We start from the raw sequence: 17029 nt of genomic DNA, 5'->3' as shown, positions 1-17029 counted from the left end.
ACTCTCGTTCGAACCGATTTGATCTTCTTTGAGCGTCGGCGCGTTGTTCTTCATTTCCATTCTGAATCGGTCTGAGTATTGTCTAATGAATGGATTGCGCAATATCGTCCAATCTTTTTGTCTTCAAACTGGATATTCTATTCTAATTGAAGTCGTAAAGAGGCGAGTGAGGAGGTTGTGATGTCGGTAGAAAATCGTTTTCAGTTTGTGAAAAGCGCCTCCTGTGATGAAGTGATGTTGCTCGAAGCGTCAATGAATGACTTTTCTTATGGAACGCATGCCCACGAAGAGTTTTCTTTTGGTGTTACCTTGTCTGGCCGACAAGATTTTTATGCCTTGGGTGAACACCATAAGAGCTATTCTGGCAATGTGATTGTGTTCAACCCAGAGGATGCTCACGACGGTCATTCCGGTACGGACGATACGCTTCATTATAAAATGTTGTATGTCCATCCAGATCAATTAAACCCTATGCTTGAGAGTGCTGGCGTTCGCTGTGCTCAAGATTTTCGTATAGAACACACAGTACAAAACGATCTAGTGCTCCAAGGACATATCTTGCGTTTGGCCAACTTGGTCGAGAACAAGGCGTCATCCGCTTTGGAGTACTCGTCAACTTTGTTTGAATTTGCTGAATATTTAGCCCACCAAAAAGGCATTCAGATTGATCCTAAACGACGTATAAAAGACCCTGTGTTTGAGCGAGTCAGAGACTATTTGCATGCCCATGTCAGTGAAGAGGTTTCTCTCGACGCGCTAAGCCAAGTGGCGCACATGTCTAAGTATCATTTGTTACGTTGTTTTCGTGATTATTTTGGCATGACACCACATCAATATTGGCAAAACTATCGTATCAACCGCGCCAAAGAGGCTCTTTCAATGGGCATGTCATTGACGGATGTCGCGCTGACCTTTGGCTTCACGGATGTCAGTTACTTTAATCGCCGCTTTAAACCCATATTTGGTGTCACTCCCCATCAATTTAGGCGCACCTTGTTACGAACCTAGCGACCTTTCGCACTCACTGATTCATCTGTTTTTCATCTTTATCAAATTATCTTTTGAGGTTTTTCTATGCTTGAAATAATCATCTACGCCTTTGGCGTTATGTACAGCCCAGGCCCTGCCAATACTCTTGCGCTTTTGGCGGGCGTCAATGGACAAGGCTGGCGAGCATTTGGTTACTGTGCTGGTGTTGGTCTGGCGATGTTGATTCTGTTTCTTCTGCTTGGCTATCTTGGTGGTGAAATCATTCCAGAAGGTTATCAGTCGATTATTGCGACCTTGGGTGGGCTGTATATTGCTTATCTGGGGGTGAAAATCATGCAAACCAGTTTTCATCCGACAACCACCGAGTCGGGAGCGACCGTGATTGGCTTTAAAACTGGCCTGATTTTACAGCTTTGCAACCCAAAAGCCTTGGTGGCGATCGTACCCATTGTGACGGTACAGTATCCGCGATATGAGATTACAGGAATGGATATTGCGGTCTGGTCTTTGATTCTTTCAGCCATGGCCTTTGGTGCACCAGGTGTGTATCTGTTGGCGGGATCTCGACTACAACACGTCGCGATGAATCCCAAGGCGATGGCGTGGGTGAACCGTTTGATGTCCCTGTTGTTGTTCTACGTAGCGTATCGGTTTGTATTTGCTTAATGGCAGCAAGCATCATCGCCAATGCTGTCACAGTATTGGCCGCTGACTTTTCCTTTTATCTTCACTTTCTCTCTAGTCGTTTCTGACGTCGATTACGTTTCACTTAACCCCCTTATTTCTATCCGATCTGGGCCTCAGTATGAAGATTCTAGTGGTTTTTATGAGCATAAATGGATGTTTGTGTTACATGGAAAGCCCCTTTTAATCCGTTCTTTTCCCTCAGTTTTTATGTTGTGGCGAAGATAAGGTTACTAATAGACAGATTATTGAAAGGGAGTTTGAGATGCCAATAGATATTGAAAAACTATTAACCGAGTGGTCGCCAGTAAGTTCGCGCAATATGTATCTGAACATGGTCGCGGATTCGTTAGCTAAGGCATCACAAAATGCTACCCATGTTCAGCAACAGATACAAACCATAACGGTCACCAATACGGCGTTAGGTTCAGGGCTGATTTATGCCATTGCCGCTCAAGGCTCAAAGGAATAACCACTAAGGTAACGGACAGCATTTTATTAAGGTTAATGAGCCTGCTTGTTCACACAAAGCGTGGCTCAAGTATGCCTATACGTATGATCATTATTGCTGCAAATGATGACATAAAGTGTAAGGCATTGACTGACTCATGATGATGGATACTGAGACATTAGGTTAGGTATCAAACGTCATATTGAGAGGAGCTAATAGTCTATTAGCTTGTAGCAATACCATTTTAATCAACTGAAAAGGAGTAACACCATGCCAGTAAATGAACAAGTCACAGATTCAGTCACACAGGTCAACACCAAAGTAGTCGGCGAAACACCGGCTATGGCGATGGGCAACCTACTGATGTCTACCAGTCAGGCGTTGAGTAATGCGGCACACAATGCCACTGCGGCTCAGCAACAAGCACAAATCACTATGCAAGCGGCGACGGTTCAAGGGGTTAATTCTCTGATGGCGATTGGCTCTGCGGTGATTGGTCGTGGTGCTGAGGGAATCATTGAGAAAGGCTAAACCGCCCTGAGAGCTCAACAAGATTAGAAAGAGTAAAGGAGTTAAACCATGCCAGTAAATGAGCAAATAACCGACTCGGTCACTCAGGTGAATACCAGTGTAGTGGGTGAAACGCCAGCCATGGCAATGGGGAATTTGTTGTTGTCTACCAGCCAAGCTTTGGGTACAGCAGCTCACAATGCAACATCGGCTCAACAACAAGCCCAGATCACCATGCAAGCTGCCACAGTCCAAGGGGTCAATTCGCTTACAGCAATTGGCTCAGCGGTATTAGGGCGAGGGGCGGAAGGTATCATTGAAAAAGGCTAGTAACGAGTAATCTTAATTCAAAATAAGGAATGTAATCATGCCAGTAAATGAACAAGTTACCGACTCTGTCACGCAGGTCAACACCAAAGTCGTAGGGGAAACACCAGCCATGGCGATGGGCAATATGTTGATGTCAACCAGCCAAGCGTTAGGTACAGCAGCGCACAATGGTACTGGTGCACAGCAGCAGGCGCAAATCACCATGCAAGCGGCCACAGTACAAGGAGTGAATTCCTTGATGTCGATTGGTAGTTCCGTCATTGGACGTAGTGCAGAAAGCATTATCGAACCAGGTTAAAGGGAAAATCGAATAGAGAGTGAAGGCGTCTTCACTCATATTTGAAAATGAAGCCAAGTGAAACAAAAGGAAGAAGATTATGCCAGTAAATGAACAAATCACTGACTCAGTGACGCAGGTGAATACCAAAGTCGTTGGCGAAACGCCAGCCATGGCGATGGGGAACATGTTGCTGTCAACCAGCCAAGCGCTAGGTACGGCAGCTCATAATGGCACCAGTGCGCAGCAACAGGCGCAAATCACCATGCAAGCGGCCACAGTACAAGGTGTGAACTCCTTGATGTCGATTGGTAGTTCCGTCATTGGACGTAGTGCGGAAAGCATTATTGAACCGGATGATGCTCCTGAAGCATAGGCCTCATAAGAGTCATCGATATAACGTAATTAGGCAACACCCTGACCAGTTACTGACTGGACAGGGCGTTATTTAATCAAGGAGAAGAAGATGAAAAATGTAAACATGCCTCCAGATCCGGATACCTCGGCTTTCCATGCGGCGACTCAATCGGTGGCTCAATCCACCGCGATGGCCTTAGTCGATGCAACGGACAACCTACGTAACTTGAATACATTAAGTACAACGGCCATCGGCACCGCATTAAGCCAGCTACTGGAAACGGGCGACAGCAAATACCTTGATGTTATAGAGCAGGCTCAAAAAATCGTTGTGAATGGCACGGAAAATTTTGGGGCTGTGGGGGAAAAAGTGGCCACTGTGTTGTATGAAAGTTCCCCTTAACGCGCCCTTATATCGCTAAGTTGACGTGATATTAGCCGCAATGACCTTTATGTAACTCGATCAAACCATGGCTTAAATGACTAAGGAGTGAAGATGGAATCGCAGGATATACGTTATGAAAATGAGTTTGAGCAAGAAGTTCCTGCTAAAGCTGTTCAGGAGTTCAATACATTACAAACCTTTTCAGTTCAACCAACTGGCCTACTGGAAACCACGTTAACGGATACATTGGGGTTATCAATGCACAATGCCGTGACTAACCAGCAGCAATCACAGATGACCACAGCAGCATCGATTACCAATGCCTGTGCCCGTTTATTAAAGACCCAATCAGTGGTTGCCAAGCCAAAGGCTGCAGAGAAAGCGCCCGCGGCTGAAAATAACACCAAACAGGCAAGTCATGAGGCGCGGGCGAGTATTCCCCCTGAGGAGCCTAAACCGAAGAAAAAGGCCCTGAACGTAAAAGGGTTTTTAAAAGGCAAGAAAGGAGAGAAAGATGATCAAGCCGAGCCTAATGAGGTTTGATCTGGATGCCCAGCTTGAACAAATTGACACCTTTACCCAGCAACAACATTTAGAAGTGAAAAACCTGATATCCAGCACACAGGAGAAACTGTCTAAGGCTGAGTCAGAGAGTGCGGTGAATAAGGTGGAGCAAGAAGTCAGTCAAATACTCAGTGCCATCGAATCCACGTTAGATGAAGAGATGGCAAACATCAATCAGCAGTTACAAACCATGCTGCCAGTAGAGAAAAAATAGAGGTTATTATGGCTAAGAAAGTGAATGAACAAATTACCGACTCGCTAACACAAACCAATACCCAAGTCTTAGCGTCAACGCCCGCCAGCGCCATGGGCAACCTATACACAGCAATGGGGCAAGCCATGTCAAACATGAGCAGCAACGCCGCCAGTGCTCAGCAACAAGCATCGATCGGTATGCAAGCCGCTACCGTACAAGGTGTGAATTCCATGACCGCTATTGGTTCTGCCGTGCTGAGCCGTGCTTCTGAAAGTGTTGTTGAGAAAGACGACTGATCAGCATAGGTAACATAAATGATCTGTAGAAAAGCAACGCTCCAAGCCTAACGGTTTGCATATTAGCTTGTAGTGATGCATGACAGAAGCCGAACAGAGGAGGAAGCATGAGCGATGAGAACTCACAAGACTTGCAGCAAGTTAATGAGGTGATTGATCAGCTGACCGAATCTGCGATGTCAGACTCTATGGGGTTACAAATGCAAAATGCCGTTACGATTCAGCAGGGCATGCAAACCATCAGTAATGCAGCGACCTCTACGGCGTGTGCTCTCATTCTCAAAAAAGGCGGCTGATGAGTGATGTCTCATGGCCAATGAAAGCGCCACAGATAAGGCCAAACAATCGGTTGCTCAATCCACTGCCATTGCGGTACAGGATGCGGCGGATAATTTGCGCAACCTCAATACCATCAGTACGACGGCCATTGGTGTGGCTCTGTCAGAACTGTTGGCAACGGGTGATCCGAAATACATTGACGTGATAGAGCAAGCACAAAAGGTCATGTCAAAAGGCACTGAGAACTTCGCTGAGTTGGGAGCAAAAGCGGCGGAAGTGGCGAAGAAATTTAGTGAATGATTTTGTCATTCAGGAGCGCTTAGCACTTTGGTGTTGATTTTGTGCCATACCCCCTGGTTGTTGATCGCATCTTTCTTTTATTTAGTTAATTTGAGAATGTCTTTAAATTCAGGTGCGTTACTGTCAGCGACTAATTCATACAAACACATTTCTACACTGCTGGTGGCAGCACCGTTGGCGAGCAGCTTTGAAATGGCCAGTTCTTTATTAAACAACGATCGAGAAGAAACGCAGTCAACCACCACTTCTACCTTGTAACCTAAGTCGAGTAGTTGCATGGCGGTTTGGTAGACACAAATATGTGTTTCAATGCCACAAATAAGCCAAGTCTTTACCGGCGTTTGTTTCACCGCCGCGATAAATTCTGCTGACCCTGCACCGCTAAAGGTGTGTTTTTTAATGGGTTCTTGGGATGCCAATAGATTGGCAATTTGAGCTTGAGTAGAGCCGATTTTATCGGGTGTTTGTTCTAACCACAGAATGGGTAACCTTAACAGCTTGGCACCTTGAATCAGCTTGGCAGTTTGATCCATGAGAGTGCCACTGTCGTGAACAATGTCTGCCAGCTTGCCTTGGATATCAACAACCATTAACCCTGTGTTCTGTCTGCTTAGCATCATGATTCCTTAGTTGTTTGGTTACTGGCACTTTGCTCTTTTGAATCGCGTTTTTTTAATATCATTAAATAGCTCGAAATTGTCCAATTAAATTTCACCGCGCTGACAGCCAGTAAGATAAGAATGACCCCCAATATTTGTAGCTGACAAATATGAGTCGCGAAAGCCAAATGATCCACTACCAGTGCTGTTATCGGATAAATAAAAGACAGCAAAGCAATCAAGCTGGTGGGCAATTTTTGGAAGCTGTCGTACATGATGATGTACATAAAGCCAGTCAACACTGCTCCTAATATCAGTAGGTCTAACCACTGACTGGTTTGAGTTGGTAAGTTGTTGAAATCCGCAAATGGCAAGAGCATAACTATACCAACCATAACCTGTACTAACGCGACAAAGGTTGAGGGTACTTTGCTGACTTGCTTCGTAATCATGGTCGTCACGGTATAGAGGATGGCGGCCCCCAAGGCGAGTAATAACCCCCAAAAAGCCACTGAACTGGTTTCAGTGGATTCCTCTACCCACAATTGACGCATATCGTTCCAATTAAGTTCGGTCATGAGAAATAAGCCAACAAACGCCATGAGAAGCCAGAATACTAATCCTATGGACAATTTTTCTTTTGCTATCAGTGTGCCGGCTAACACCAAAAAGAGGGGTTGCATATGGTAGGCAACGGTTGCGATAGAAAAAGGGATAAAGTTGAACGATGCGAATAGAAAAACCCAATTTCCCACTAAGGTTATGCCTCCCAGAATGATCATGATCAGTACACTGGGTTGAAAAAAACCACGACGAATCACGCCTGAGAAATAGGCGTATATACCTAAGACAACCGCTGCAATGGCACAGCGAAAAAACACCACATTCCAAAAGTCTTGCGCTGAGTTAATGACAAAATAGCCAATGGTGCCTGACAGCATCATGGCGAGAATGAGTTCAAAGGAGCCGATATTAATGGTTGAGCCTTTCATGGTTTTCTCCTTGTATAGACGGTGATTGAAACGATACGCTACAGAGAATAGATTAAAGTGTCATCAAGGTTTTTGGCATATGGAAATAAAGGCAAATTAAAGAAATTGCCGTATAGATTAGAGGTAAAAATGCGAAATCGACTTGGAAATTATCAAATCCACCTTGATGGTACCGATGTTAAGCTGATTGAGCTTCTGTATGACAATGCCAGAACGCCCATTGCTGAACTCGCTCGCGCTGTCGGTATGACGGCCCCCAGTGTGAATGAACGATTAAAACGACTGGAAGAGAATGGCGTTATTTCGGGCTATCGCATTGAGGTTAACCCTGTGGTGTTAGGCTATCGTCTGATGGCCATTGTGCGCATGCGCCAACACCCTGGCAAAGTGAAACAATTGGAAAGCCTGATAGAGTCCATCGCTGAGTTTGTCGAATGCGATAAGGTAACGGGAGACGATTGTTATATTGCCCGCTTGTATTTACAAGATATCAGCGATCTTGACCCTATTCTTGACCCTATTCTTGATCGTGTTGCAGAAATAGCGGATACCAATACCGCTATTGTAAAATCGACCCCGGTAAAGCGGCGACTATTGCTTTGAGCCTTTGCCTTTTAAAGGGGGATAGAGAAGGAGCTTAGTTAAGCATTTTTTGAGCAAATCTAAGTCTTTATACAAGCTTAATCGAGGATCGTGTTGTAGTGGTTAATTGTTATTTCTTTAAGGCGGGAATTAAGAGGCTACAACTAATATTGTATTTATTCACTGAAAGCTAAGTTTTTCTATGAGATAATTCAGTCTTATATCTTTGCTATTAGGTTATTGCCCCACAATTCATGTAGGGCATCAAGCAGCATCACTAATATTATTAATCTTATTGTTTTTTTCGTGGCGTAATAGGTACAGCGAAATTTTGCGGTGCTTTCCATCCACCTGACCAAAGTTTCACTAGGCTGAGCTCTTTCATGAGCATGTAACCTTCTGATCCAAGAACATCGCGGATATTTTGACCCTGTTTTAACTGATCGGGGGTTGGGTTGCGGGTTTCAAAATAGCCTTTTATTGTGCTGTCTTTTGAAATGTATGTGACGTGAGGCGTTGTGCCCATTTTTGTAATGGTGCGATTTTTCCAAACATCATCTGGTTCGGGAGAAGGAGGATTTTGTATTTTAGCGCTTTGATAGCATTCCGTCGCGGCAGCACTGAGTGTGGCGGGGCCCCGGTAGGCATTGTAGACTTCTAAGGTTTCATATACACCGGGTATTAAGGCTTGAGTACCTTCTAAAAAAACGTCAAGAGCCAAATTGACAGGGCTTAAACGCTGGTAGGGCGTATAGTTTAAAAAGACGTCTAATAAATCTAAGTGTTGCCACTCAAGGCTATCGTTTCCGATTCTGCCGTCGTTCGTTTGGTAGTCATAAGTCACTAAATGATTATCACCTTTTGGCCTATAGCCCACATTGGGAGAGGTATCTTTAGGTTGTCCTTGGTACACCACGCCACCTTGGTTTCGGTTTTGAGTAGGACCTGCGCTGACTGGTTTACTAAATAGAGTATTTAGGTCTCGTATTATTTTGCTTTCTGCATACTCTGAAGAAGCATGTAAGGGCATGACGGTCCAGCCTTCATCTGAGATTCCACTTCCTATGTCGTTAAAGTAATAATGATGCCTTTCACCTGTTTTTTGGTAGGCACCAGGGTCATAATCTTTCCCAATGATGGCTGGAAGCACGGTAGTGTCTGTGGTTAAACCACCAAAATGGCTACGGAGTAAAAGCGCTAATATTTCTTTACCGGTAATGATGGCGCTGTGATGGTGCCCACCAGCGGCGCGATCAAGGTGTTTTTGAATTTCCGTGTTGTTATCTATATCTTTTTTCCATTCAATATAAGAGTGCAAGATGTCGCCAAACCAAACCCACGGAGTGGCTTTAGCGAGCTTATTTAATGGGTCATAGGTGTCTTTCCATGCTTGGATAGCAGTCCCTTCATCCCCTTGACTGGACCAAGCAACTAAGATGATGACGGGTTTTAACGCTTGCTCGTTATCACCTGTCTTATCGATTTCAAATTGGCCATCGTCTTGCCGCTTTAAACAATTGATGTTTCTTATTGTTTGATAGCAAGGGCCGCATCGCATGGCTGAAAAAGCCGCACTCTCTTTTATGTGTTTCTGTTCGTCTGGGCTGTATCCTATTTCTTGCTTTGTTTGTTCGTAAGGGCAATCTTGTGGTTGAGGTTCCCACCATTTATCTTTTGTTGGACTTCCTGGTCCAAACCAGACATAAAATAAGAGAGGCCTGTTATCTTTTCTTGCTTGCTCTACTATTGTTTTGAAATTGGGCCCACCCATTCTCCAATTACGTAAATCTAACGGAGGCACTTTGCGGTTGCTTTGGTCGTTCTTAAGTGGCCCTCCGTGAGGGCTTTGATTGGTGAGCGGGGCTGTATGTTTATTTTTGCACATAACTAATTCCTCTATAGGGACTGTTTTTGATTTATCCGTATGGCATGGGTATTAAAATGCGGCCAATAAAAATCGTTCTTCACCGCTTTTTTTCATCTGACACAGACGCGAAATTTGACCGCTGCCGGTGAGGCCACTGTCGAGCACATAAGCGCATTCTTTGTGGTTATCCAGTGGTTGGAATTGTTGGATATCTTGGCTGTTAAATCGTCCCCACAGTCCAATAAATAAAAGGATGTCGTCTTTAGGCAGGGCGTCACGTAAGGCTCTAACACGGTTGGCATCGTCATAGAGTCTGTTCAGTTCTTTTCCAACGGCAAGGTCATCTTGGTGGAGGACATGAAATTCAAACCAATACTGTTTGCCGGCTGTGGCGAGTTTTAAATCCGCTTTCGAGGCGCTTCTTCTTTCACTCTGCTTAACTTGATTGGTTTTGGCATTGTGTTTGTAATATTGGTCGTCTTGTTGATAGGGACAGGCATATTGAATGCCCGTCACATCAAGAATCTGGCTAAGAGGAAGGCTAAATTCGACCGCCATCCAGGAACGACTGAAAGGTTTGCACTGTGGTCGCGCGATGATCTTGTTTGCATGATCGAAGTCATACTGAGCCGCGATTTTAGCGAGCAAGGATTGCTGTATCATGTCGTGTCTCCTGCATGTTTAGGGTGAAAAAATCCGCTTTGATGCGACCATGAACCTGATTGTTAAGGGAAATATTCCTTAGTGGCTATTGTTCTGGTCCAGCGAGCGCTAAGTTAGTTTGGGCTGTCCCATTGCTGTGCTGAATGGCTTTTACAAACTGGTTAATGGCATTTTCGGCGTGACTTTTTTCGACGTTTTCCTGATTAATGTAAGGGTCGAGCTCGGTGCGAATGTGGCCACCAGTAAGCGCATCTTTTTCTCTTTGTACTACAATGGCGTGAACGGCTTGGCAGAAGGCAAAGGCATCGGTTTTGCTGTAAATGCGGTGTTGTCGTCCTATGTTGCCAGTATCTGGATAACGCGGCGCAGCATAAGACACTAGGTAAGGTTGGGTTCTTGGATCGTTGCCTATCATTTCTTCACATGAAAAAAGAACAAAGTCGGTGGATTTATAGTTGTCCATGATGTTATTACAGATGGGAGCGTTAGCTTGTATTCCTAAGTTGTAGTCGCAGAAGAATACATCGACGCCTTTGATTAGAGAGGCCATCATGGTGTCGAAGGCAGATTGGAGCTCTGCGGGTAATTCAGCATCTTCGGGTAGCTTGTTAAACTCTGCAGATTTCACGATGAAGGAACTGCGCCAGCTCGCTAATAGCTCTGTGCCATTCGAATTATCTCGGTTTTTGTAGGCCACTTTGTAGCCGCTGTCGAAGACATCTTCGACATTGGGCTGATCGGAAAGGCAGGCAAATATCCGCCCGTCTGATGCTTCACATAATCGAAAAATGAGTTGGCTCATTGTGTTCTCCTATAGGGTGATAATTCATTGAGACTAGAAGAATAGGCTGTTCTCTATAGAGAGACTCGGTGGAACCTTTTAATCACACGGTTGGATTAATGGTTTGATGCCAGCATACATGACGGAATATTCGATAAGTCATGAAGGCAAGGGCTGACGAGCAGGGCTGTACGAGCAGGAGAGGCGTTTTTGTCTGTTTGGCCTGAGAGTATTTGGTCGGGTATTTCGTTGTTTGTCATCCGTGCCGTGGCGCTTTCTTCGTCGTCAGTATCATCACCCTTTGTCTCTTCGCTGTCTGAATGCTCGTTGCTTTTATTGTTATCTGTCTGTTCATCTTGCACTGAGGTATGGGTATTGGCTGATTGCTTGGTTTGACTGTTAGCAGTGTAGTGATCTTGTGTTTGGTGGTTGGAAGCGTCCCGGATAAAGGTGCCTTGAGGCAGATCTGGGAGCTGTATGGAAAGGTTGTCCATGAATTGTTGATAAGGGTTGCAGCTAAAGTCGAAATGAACCAAGGGGCTACTCGCGTTAACAACGCACGTTTGCGACGTGAGTGCTTGTTTTTCTGTGGCTTCAGTCGGTGACTTGTCTGATTGCCGCTGTGGTTGTTGTGAGGGTGATTGGGCTTTTTTTACTCGCTTCTTCGTTGATTTTGAGCGCGTGTTGAGGCGAAAACCATAGGTAATGTGGACCACACGACGTTTGGGACGTTTCATTTTCCTCTCCTTGACTGGAGGGAGGCAAGTAACAGTCTACTTGCCTCATTGGCTTAAAGAAGGCCTTTGCTCAGAGACTGGATGGCATCATTGACCAATTTTTGGACTTCCGCTTTGGCCGTAATTTGTTTGGTGAGCATTTCAGCTTCCAGTATGTCTTTTTCTCTGTTCAGTTCCATGTCGAGTTCTTCTTGCGAAATAACCCCTTCTTGTTTGGCTTGTAGTAAGGCACTCAGGGTGTCTTGTTGTTTTGTTAAGCTACTGGTTAAGGCTTCACCAAGAGCATTTTTTAAGGGGGAATCTTCTACTTGATCTAATGTTTGTTTAACAATTTGGTTAAAAATATGCTTCATTTTCCTGTCTCCTACTCGTGGTTATTGTTTGGCCATTTCCCCTTGAATAAGGGTTTTCATTAGTCGCTGATATTGGTCCATGCGGCGTTTAATAATGAAATCGGATACTGAATTCTGGCGTTTATGGTTAGTCATATCTTGCTGCCAAAAGGCGTTGAGCGTCTTTGTTTGGGCTAGCGTTTCTTCGTTTTTATCACGCATAGCTTGGCGTCTTTCTAAACTTCGAATGTTGACTTCAATGTTTAAATATTGATCAGAGAACAGTTCGTAAGTCCGGTCGGACTCTGACTGTGTCTGTAAGGTCAGGTAGAAGCGATCAATGTCTTGGTTGATGCGCTCCATTTGTTCAAGGGTTTTTGCATCATAGGAAGAAACAAGTTGGATAGAGCATCCGCTGAACCAGATAACACTGAGCAGCAGACAAAAGAGAGGAAGTCGCTTTTTCATGTGGATTCCTTGGTTTGATGAATGAGGTTGATAGTGTGGATCAGTTTATAGTGAAAAACTCAGGCTTATCGGTGCAGTTGTTTGCCCGAGTGATGTTGTCCCAAAAAAAGGAGAATATGGGTTTTGGACAGCCGATATGGGCGACTTAGAGAAAACATTAAAGATTGTCTTGGATACATTAAAGCCAAAACCACAAAAGCCAAAACTCACGCCAGAACAATTCCAGCAACTGGCTAAAGTAAACATGACGTTACAGCTGGTTTTATTAGGCAAAAAGACCCCTAAAGATTTGCAAGACGACACGAATAAGATGTTAGAGAAATTGGCGAAAACCTTCATTGATGATGCCATAAAAAAAGCTAATGAGAAGGGGGGGGGGGGGGCGTAGAATTGGTCTGACGACGCAGACTGTCTATGAGTTTATCGAGCAACGAAAAGAGAACTTCGATGCTGTAGCCTGCTAAGAAAGCCAAAGCCATGGGAGAAAGTGCCATTTCTCCCATTTCGGGTTTAAGAAACCAGCCTGTAATCATGCCCGCAAGACAGCCTAGGGTTAAACGTAAGCGATAGCCGATTTCCCGGCTGGCGGTATAAGTCAGACTTCTTACTTGCTGTAAAAGGGTGCGTAAGACAAAGATTAAAGCGCCTAATAATCCGTAGATTAAGGGCAGTAAATAGCTTTGCAACATTTGTATAAAAGATTGGGCAGCAATCAGATTAGCTGAGAACTCAATGCCGAAATGTTGCTTATCTAGGGGGACGTCAAGTTGAATTGTTTGGCCGAACATCCACAAAAAATTCCATTGTTTTAGTAATTGATAATTCGCTTCAATATCATCAGGAAGCGGGCCGGAGATAGGCTGGGGAAAGGGTTTTAAATCTTCAAGCAAGGTATAACCAAAGAGATAAAACATCTGCACCATTAATAAGAAGAGTAATGTGAAGACGGTGTAATAGCGATATAAGGTGATGGTTTTAGACGCTGTTGGTTTGGATTGTTTACCATTTGTGATGATCGGTACTACAGCTTTAATGCTTTCTATCGTGACTGGATAAATTTGACGTGCTAGTCGGTCATAACATTGAATTAAGTATATTTCATCGCCTACGGACCAATTATCGTTTTCTATTTTTGTACTGACCGTGGTAATGCCTTTGGCGATTTCTGGGCTAATGGTTAAATTGCCGTGACGAGCAACATAGTGCAATAAACAACGACTGTCTTCAGCGAGCTTAATCAGTTCTTTTTGAGCGCTGGAAGATGTTTTGCTTGCCTCATCGTTCGTCACTGGCAATTACCCCTTTAGTAACGGTATTCTGAAACTTGGCAACCTTGATAATCAAGCAGCTGGCAGCCTCCGCCAGAGTTGTTCCAAATGGCTCTAGGACTGTTAAAACTGAATTCGTCTGGTTTTAAGTCTGTTTTATTGGTGTAGACTTTGATCGAGGTGAACGCGTTAAGCTTAGTATGTATGGGAAAGCAGAATTCATTTTGATTTGTGATAGCGTCTAAACGCCACTCATCTAATATGACATCACAATCTGATATATTGCTGATTTCAACGAATTCATCACCTTCGCTACGGTGTTCTTCGCCATCATAATTCATGTGGCTAATGACGACTTTATCATGCGCACTTTTGCCATACGCTAAACAAGAAATGACCTTGTTTTGGTCATCGAGTAAAGAGCCTAAATCCCCTTTATTGTTCCACAGAGGCTGACTGGATTGAAAATTGAAAGTACTGTCTCCTGATGTGTCGACTTGCAAGCAGGTGTAGGGAAGTAGAAAGCTGCCTTTTGGAAAGACATATTGTTGTTTGGGAGACCCTGCTTGGATTCGCCAGCCACTAATGTCAATGTGCAGTCCTCCTGAGTTTTGAATCGTAATGAACTCATCTAATTGCGTTGGTATACCTCTATATTGGATATTTTTAATCGCTACCTGGCTCAGTGCTTGAAGTGTATTTAGGTGTTGCCATAGGTCGTCTGCTTCGGTTTGTCTAATCGGAGGACAAGAGGCCAGAGCTTCGAGTGTTTTGGTGATATTGCTTTGCAATTGGTTGGTAAAATATGACATGTTGGTTTCCTTATTTGTGGATTGATATGACGGTTGTTTACAGGGATGACGCTCGTTCTTTCAGGCGATCAAACATGACTTTCTGGTTACTGCTGTCTGCGAAAGCCATTTCATTTGAAATATAAATGTTGTTTCGGGTATCTAGAGTGAGTAGCCGTGCTCGCCCTGTGGTGCCCCAAAAGGTATTCATTAATTTGCGGTCTTCTATGGGGTAGCTGCTCAAGATTTTTGTGCGGTAATGGATAATTTGGGTGGACGCTGGCTTTATTTCAGCTTGTCTTTGGTACTCCTGCATGTGTAGGCGTAAGTCGACATAATTGTTGTCACTGATGTTGACTCTAACGAGAGCAACTGGACGTAATGAGGCGCTGACTCGTCCGTTATTGGTTACCACAACATCAAGGTTGAAATAACTGTATAGGTGGTTTTGCTCGAGTTGTAGTGTCTGGATTTGAGTCTCAATGCCGCGCATATTGTCTCGTAACTTTTCTAACCTGCGATTGTTAGAGACGATCACGTCATAGAGGTCTTCTTTGACATCGGATAATAAAAAAATCAGGGCTGGGGTATTAATAGTTGGAATTTCTCTGCCTTTAAATTCCATGTTGGTATAGTTCCGGGTAATGCTTAATACCTGTTGTAAATAGTGTTGAGCTTCATCGTCATCAATGTAATTTCGAAGTGACCATTCTTTCATTTCCGCGACGCGAAATTCCGTTAATAAATTCACCTCATTTTCAGGGTCTAGATATTGGTCGATGGTATGCATGTGCTGTATTAGAAGCGCTTTTGTTTCGGCTATGTTTTTAAGGTCCAGCTTTGCTTTTTCAAAAGCGCTGTGAAGCGTGTTAACGGAGAATGAAGGGTAACGAATCTTATCGCCTCGCTGACCATTGCTGTTATATTCATAGAAAAGCTCTTCATCTATATAGGGCGTCAGCAGCTTGAGTTCATCGGTTGCTAATGTGACCTCAAAGTGATTTGAATTCAAACGTTTTATTTCTGCTAGCTCAACACTGAGATCAGATTGTTCGACAAAATAAACTTGCCAGATAGGGATAATGGCGGCTGAGACAACCCCGATTATAAACAGCGAAATCCCACGAATGTGCTTGTGTGATTTTTGTTTTAAAGAGGTTAAGTCCATCATGAATCCCCATCTTGGCTCAGTTTGTCAGATTGAAATGTTCGTGACTCTGGTTCGCTATTGTTCTGCGTTATGCTTCTCATAAGCGGATTGCAGTTTTTCGTCATAATGGTTTTCAGCGTAGCTAGGACCATTGTAGTAACGAGCAAATGTTGACCAATCCAGATTTTGGATGGCCTCAAGCAAGCGATTGTTAGACTTAATAAAGTGGACGAAGGCGATCAGGTGATGGCGTTCGGCAAAAAACATATCGCTAACAAAGCTTTCGACGTCTTCGTAGCCTGCGGCTTCGTGGTTAAATCCCATAATTTGATAGCGTCCAAAAGACGCCGATTTAAGGGCGGCCGAACGGTCCAACTCCATGGCTTTTTGCAGGCGTTCATATTCTTTTTCACCGCCGACATACAATGATCTGTCCCATTTTGGTGACGAAATGTCGGGGTGTGACTCGTCAAAACGATGACCGCTGTATTTGGAAAATTGATGGGCCTCAAACAGGATGCAAGGCGCATTATTTTTAAAGTAACCACTGCCAGAAGATTCGACTTCTGACACGGCTTTGATGGCCGCAACATCACAGCTCAATAATTCTGCGGCTTGCTCAAAGTCTGCTTCTTTTAGATCTTTTTCAGGCACAATTTTGGGTAAAAACATACTGAGTATTGGCTCGGACTCTACTAGGGCTTTTTTTAATGCTTTATGAGTCATGCCATTACAGCTGATTAATGCATCCGGATTTTTAAATCCCAGTAGGTGGCGTTGCAGTAAGGTAATGGCTTGGCAGGTTGGTGAGTCTGTTTCATCCTCGCCAATTTCGCCATCTTCTGCGAGGGGCTCGCTGAGTTCAATTTTTTCATAAATAGCATTTAAGGCTTTTTGTACGACGAGTACATCGTCGGTTTGGTTTTCACCACCAATACCGACAGACGATGAAAGAGTGAGTTTTGACATGTTTCTTCTCCATATTTAAAGGTGGGGTGACGCTAAAATAGTAATTAGGTTCGTATGTGGTTTATTGGGCTGAGCTATGTATTCTTCGGGCAAATGGATGGCATTGAATGGACCGAAAGAATAGGAGAAGGCGTTTTGCGTGGTATAAGGTGTTGAAGAACGCATACGTAACCACACAGCGCATTTTGATATTAGCCATACAGATTGTCTG

27 protein-coding genes are annotated in these 17029 nt (G+C 44.1%); 15 read left to right on the top strand and 12 right to left on the bottom strand.

Features of this window, described 5'->3' with window-relative positions; all coding sequences use genetic code 11:
- Positions 1–180 precede the first annotated feature (180 nt).
- The 13 genes from ACHUFM_RS14565 to ACHUFM_RS14505 all read left to right on the top strand — a co-directional run bounded on the left by ACHUFM_RS14565 (position 181) and on the right by ACHUFM_RS14505 (position 5619).
- Positions 181–1008, top strand: coding sequence for an AraC family transcriptional regulator (locus tag ACHUFM_RS14565; protein ID WP_394183050.1), 828 nt, complete (start codon positions 181–183; stop codon positions 1006–1008).
- Positions 1009–1074: 66 nt separating this feature from the next.
- On the top strand, positions 1075–1656 hold the full coding sequence (locus tag ACHUFM_RS14560; RefSeq protein ID WP_394183049.1) for a LysE family translocator: 582 nt from the start codon (positions 1075–1077) through the stop codon (positions 1654–1656).
- 283 nt (positions 1657–1939) lie between these two features.
- The gene (locus ACHUFM_RS14555) at positions 1940–2146 is read left to right on the top strand and encodes a RebB family R body protein (RefSeq protein ID WP_063333637.1); all 207 of its coding nucleotides are present in this window, start codon (positions 1940–1942) and stop codon (positions 2144–2146) included.
- 249 nt (positions 2147–2395) lie between these two features.
- Positions 2396–2656, top strand: coding sequence for a RebB family R body protein (locus ACHUFM_RS14550; protein WP_063333638.1), 261 nt, complete (start codon positions 2396–2398; stop codon positions 2654–2656).
- A 48-nt stretch (positions 2657–2704) separates the two neighbouring features.
- The gene (locus ACHUFM_RS14545) at positions 2705–2965 is read left to right on the top strand and encodes a RebB family R body protein (RefSeq protein WP_063333639.1); all 261 of its coding nucleotides are present in this window, start codon (positions 2705–2707) and stop codon (positions 2963–2965) included.
- Between the two features lie 37 nt (positions 2966–3002).
- A complete protein-coding gene (locus tag ACHUFM_RS14540) occupies positions 3003–3263 on the top strand; it encodes a RebB family R body protein (RefSeq protein WP_394183047.1) in 261 nt (86 codons plus the stop codon).
- A 79-nt stretch (positions 3264–3342) separates the two neighbouring features.
- Positions 3343–3618 (top strand): RebB family R body protein, encoded by a 276-nt coding sequence (locus tag ACHUFM_RS14535; RefSeq protein WP_063333641.1) that lies wholly within the window; start codon positions 3343–3345, stop codon positions 3616–3618.
- 90 nt (positions 3619–3708) lie between these two features.
- Complete coding sequence (locus tag ACHUFM_RS14530) at positions 3709–4002, top strand: RebB family R body protein (protein ID WP_063333642.1); 294 nt, start codon at positions 3709–3711, stop codon at positions 4000–4002.
- 93 nt (positions 4003–4095) lie between these two features.
- On the top strand, positions 4096–4527 hold the full coding sequence (locus tag ACHUFM_RS14525; RefSeq protein WP_063333643.1) for a RebB family R body protein: 432 nt from the start codon (positions 4096–4098) through the stop codon (positions 4525–4527).
- Positions 4499–4762, top strand: a complete 264-nt coding sequence (locus ACHUFM_RS14520; RefSeq protein ID WP_156486268.1) for a hypothetical protein — start codon at positions 4499–4501, stop codon at positions 4760–4762. Before ACHUFM_RS14525 ends, ACHUFM_RS14520 begins: the two co-directional genes overlap by 29 nt.
- Positions 4763–4770: 8 nt before the next feature.
- On the top strand, positions 4771–5040 hold the full coding sequence (locus ACHUFM_RS14515) for a RebB family R body protein (protein ID WP_063333645.1): 270 nt from the start codon (positions 4771–4773) through the stop codon (positions 5038–5040).
- 107 nt (positions 5041–5147) lie between these two features.
- On the top strand, positions 5148–5336 hold the full coding sequence (locus ACHUFM_RS14510) for a RebB family R body protein (RefSeq protein WP_063333646.1): 189 nt from the start codon (positions 5148–5150) through the stop codon (positions 5334–5336).
- A gap of 13 nt (positions 5337–5349) precedes the next feature.
- Positions 5350–5619, top strand: coding sequence for a hypothetical protein (locus ACHUFM_RS14505; RefSeq protein ID WP_394183044.1), 270 nt, complete (start codon positions 5350–5352; stop codon positions 5617–5619).
- Between the two features lie 77 nt (positions 5620–5696).
- On the opposite strand, the gene ACHUFM_RS14500 is transcribed toward ACHUFM_RS14505, so the two are convergent.
- Both ACHUFM_RS14500 and ACHUFM_RS14495 read right to left on the bottom strand, forming a co-directional pair.
- Positions 5697–6239 carry an isochorismatase family protein gene (locus tag ACHUFM_RS14500; protein WP_394183043.1) on the bottom strand — a complete coding sequence of 181 codons (543 nt, stop codon included), beginning with the start codon at positions 6237–6239 and terminating at the stop codon, positions 5697–5699.
- Positions 6236–7210: a DMT family transporter gene (locus tag ACHUFM_RS14495; protein ID WP_394183042.1), complete on the bottom strand. Its 975-nt coding sequence runs from the start codon at positions 7208–7210 to the stop codon at positions 6236–6238. The genes ACHUFM_RS14500 and ACHUFM_RS14495 overlap by 4 nt, the downstream gene beginning before the upstream one ends.
- A 129-nt stretch (positions 7211–7339) precedes the next feature.
- Here ACHUFM_RS14495 and ACHUFM_RS14490 point away from each other — a divergent pair, with 129 nt between their 5' ends.
- On the top strand, positions 7340–7813 hold the full coding sequence (locus tag ACHUFM_RS14490) for an Lrp/AsnC family transcriptional regulator (RefSeq protein WP_394183041.1): 474 nt from the start codon (positions 7340–7342) through the stop codon (positions 7811–7813).
- 271 nt (positions 7814–8084) lie between these two features.
- Here the strand turns inward: ACHUFM_RS14490 and ACHUFM_RS14485 are convergent, their stop codons facing one another.
- From ACHUFM_RS14485 to ACHUFM_RS14460, 6 genes are all read right to left on the bottom strand, one after another.
- A complete protein-coding gene (locus ACHUFM_RS14485) occupies positions 8085–9677 on the bottom strand; it encodes a hypothetical protein (RefSeq protein WP_394183039.1) in 1593 nt (530 codons plus the stop codon).
- A 51-nt stretch (positions 9678–9728) separates the two neighbouring features.
- Complete coding sequence (locus ACHUFM_RS14480) at positions 9729–10322, bottom strand: hypothetical protein (protein WP_394183037.1); 594 nt, start codon at positions 10320–10322, stop codon at positions 9729–9731.
- Positions 10323–10407: 85 nt separating this feature from the next.
- Entirely contained in the window at positions 10408–11124 is a 717-nt protein-coding gene (locus ACHUFM_RS14475; protein ID WP_394183036.1) for a hypothetical protein, read from the bottom strand.
- A 95-nt stretch (positions 11125–11219) separates the two neighbouring features.
- The gene (locus tag ACHUFM_RS14470) at positions 11220–11840 is read right to left on the bottom strand and encodes a hypothetical protein (protein WP_394183034.1); all 621 of its coding nucleotides are present in this window, start codon (positions 11838–11840) and stop codon (positions 11220–11222) included.
- Positions 11841–11893: 53 nt separating this feature from the next.
- Entirely contained in the window at positions 11894–12193 is a 300-nt protein-coding gene (locus ACHUFM_RS14465) for a hypothetical protein (RefSeq protein WP_394183032.1), read from the bottom strand.
- Between the two features lie 21 nt (positions 12194–12214).
- Complete coding sequence (locus ACHUFM_RS14460; RefSeq protein ID WP_394183030.1) at positions 12215–12640, bottom strand: hypothetical protein; 426 nt, start codon at positions 12638–12640, stop codon at positions 12215–12217.
- A 136-nt stretch (positions 12641–12776) separates the two neighbouring features.
- Here ACHUFM_RS14460 and ACHUFM_RS14455 point away from each other — a divergent pair, with 136 nt between their 5' ends.
- Complete coding sequence (locus tag ACHUFM_RS14455; RefSeq protein WP_394183028.1) at positions 12777–13028, top strand: hypothetical protein; 252 nt, start codon at positions 12777–12779, stop codon at positions 13026–13028.
- Here ACHUFM_RS14455 and ACHUFM_RS14450 read toward each other — a convergent pair.
- The 4 genes from ACHUFM_RS14450 to ACHUFM_RS14435 are packed head-to-tail and all read right to left on the bottom strand — an operon-like array spanning position 13000 to position 16818.
- Positions 13000–13929: a hypothetical protein gene (locus ACHUFM_RS14450; protein WP_394183027.1), complete on the bottom strand. Its 930-nt coding sequence runs from the start codon at positions 13927–13929 to the stop codon at positions 13000–13002. The genes ACHUFM_RS14455 and ACHUFM_RS14450 overlap by 29 nt on opposite strands.
- A 14-nt stretch (positions 13930–13943) precedes the next feature.
- Entirely contained in the window at positions 13944–14720 is a 777-nt protein-coding gene (locus ACHUFM_RS14445; RefSeq protein ID WP_394183025.1) for a lamin tail domain-containing protein, read from the bottom strand.
- 37 nt (positions 14721–14757) lie between these two features.
- Positions 14758–15870 (bottom strand): hypothetical protein, encoded by a 1113-nt coding sequence (locus ACHUFM_RS14440; RefSeq protein WP_394183024.1) that lies wholly within the window; start codon positions 15868–15870, stop codon positions 14758–14760.
- Positions 15871–15924: 54 nt separating this feature from the next.
- Complete coding sequence (locus ACHUFM_RS14435; protein WP_394183022.1) at positions 15925–16818, bottom strand: N-acetylmuramidase family protein; 894 nt, start codon at positions 16816–16818, stop codon at positions 15925–15927.
- Between the last annotated feature and the right edge of the window lie 211 nt (positions 16819–17029).

The organism is Marinomonas posidonica (genome assembly GCF_043643765.1).
In the GTDB taxonomy this organism is placed as follows: domain Bacteria; phylum Pseudomonadota; class Gammaproteobacteria; order Pseudomonadales; family Marinomonadaceae; genus Marinomonas; species Marinomonas posidonica_A.
This window is presented reverse-complemented; position numbering and strand designations above follow the sequence as displayed.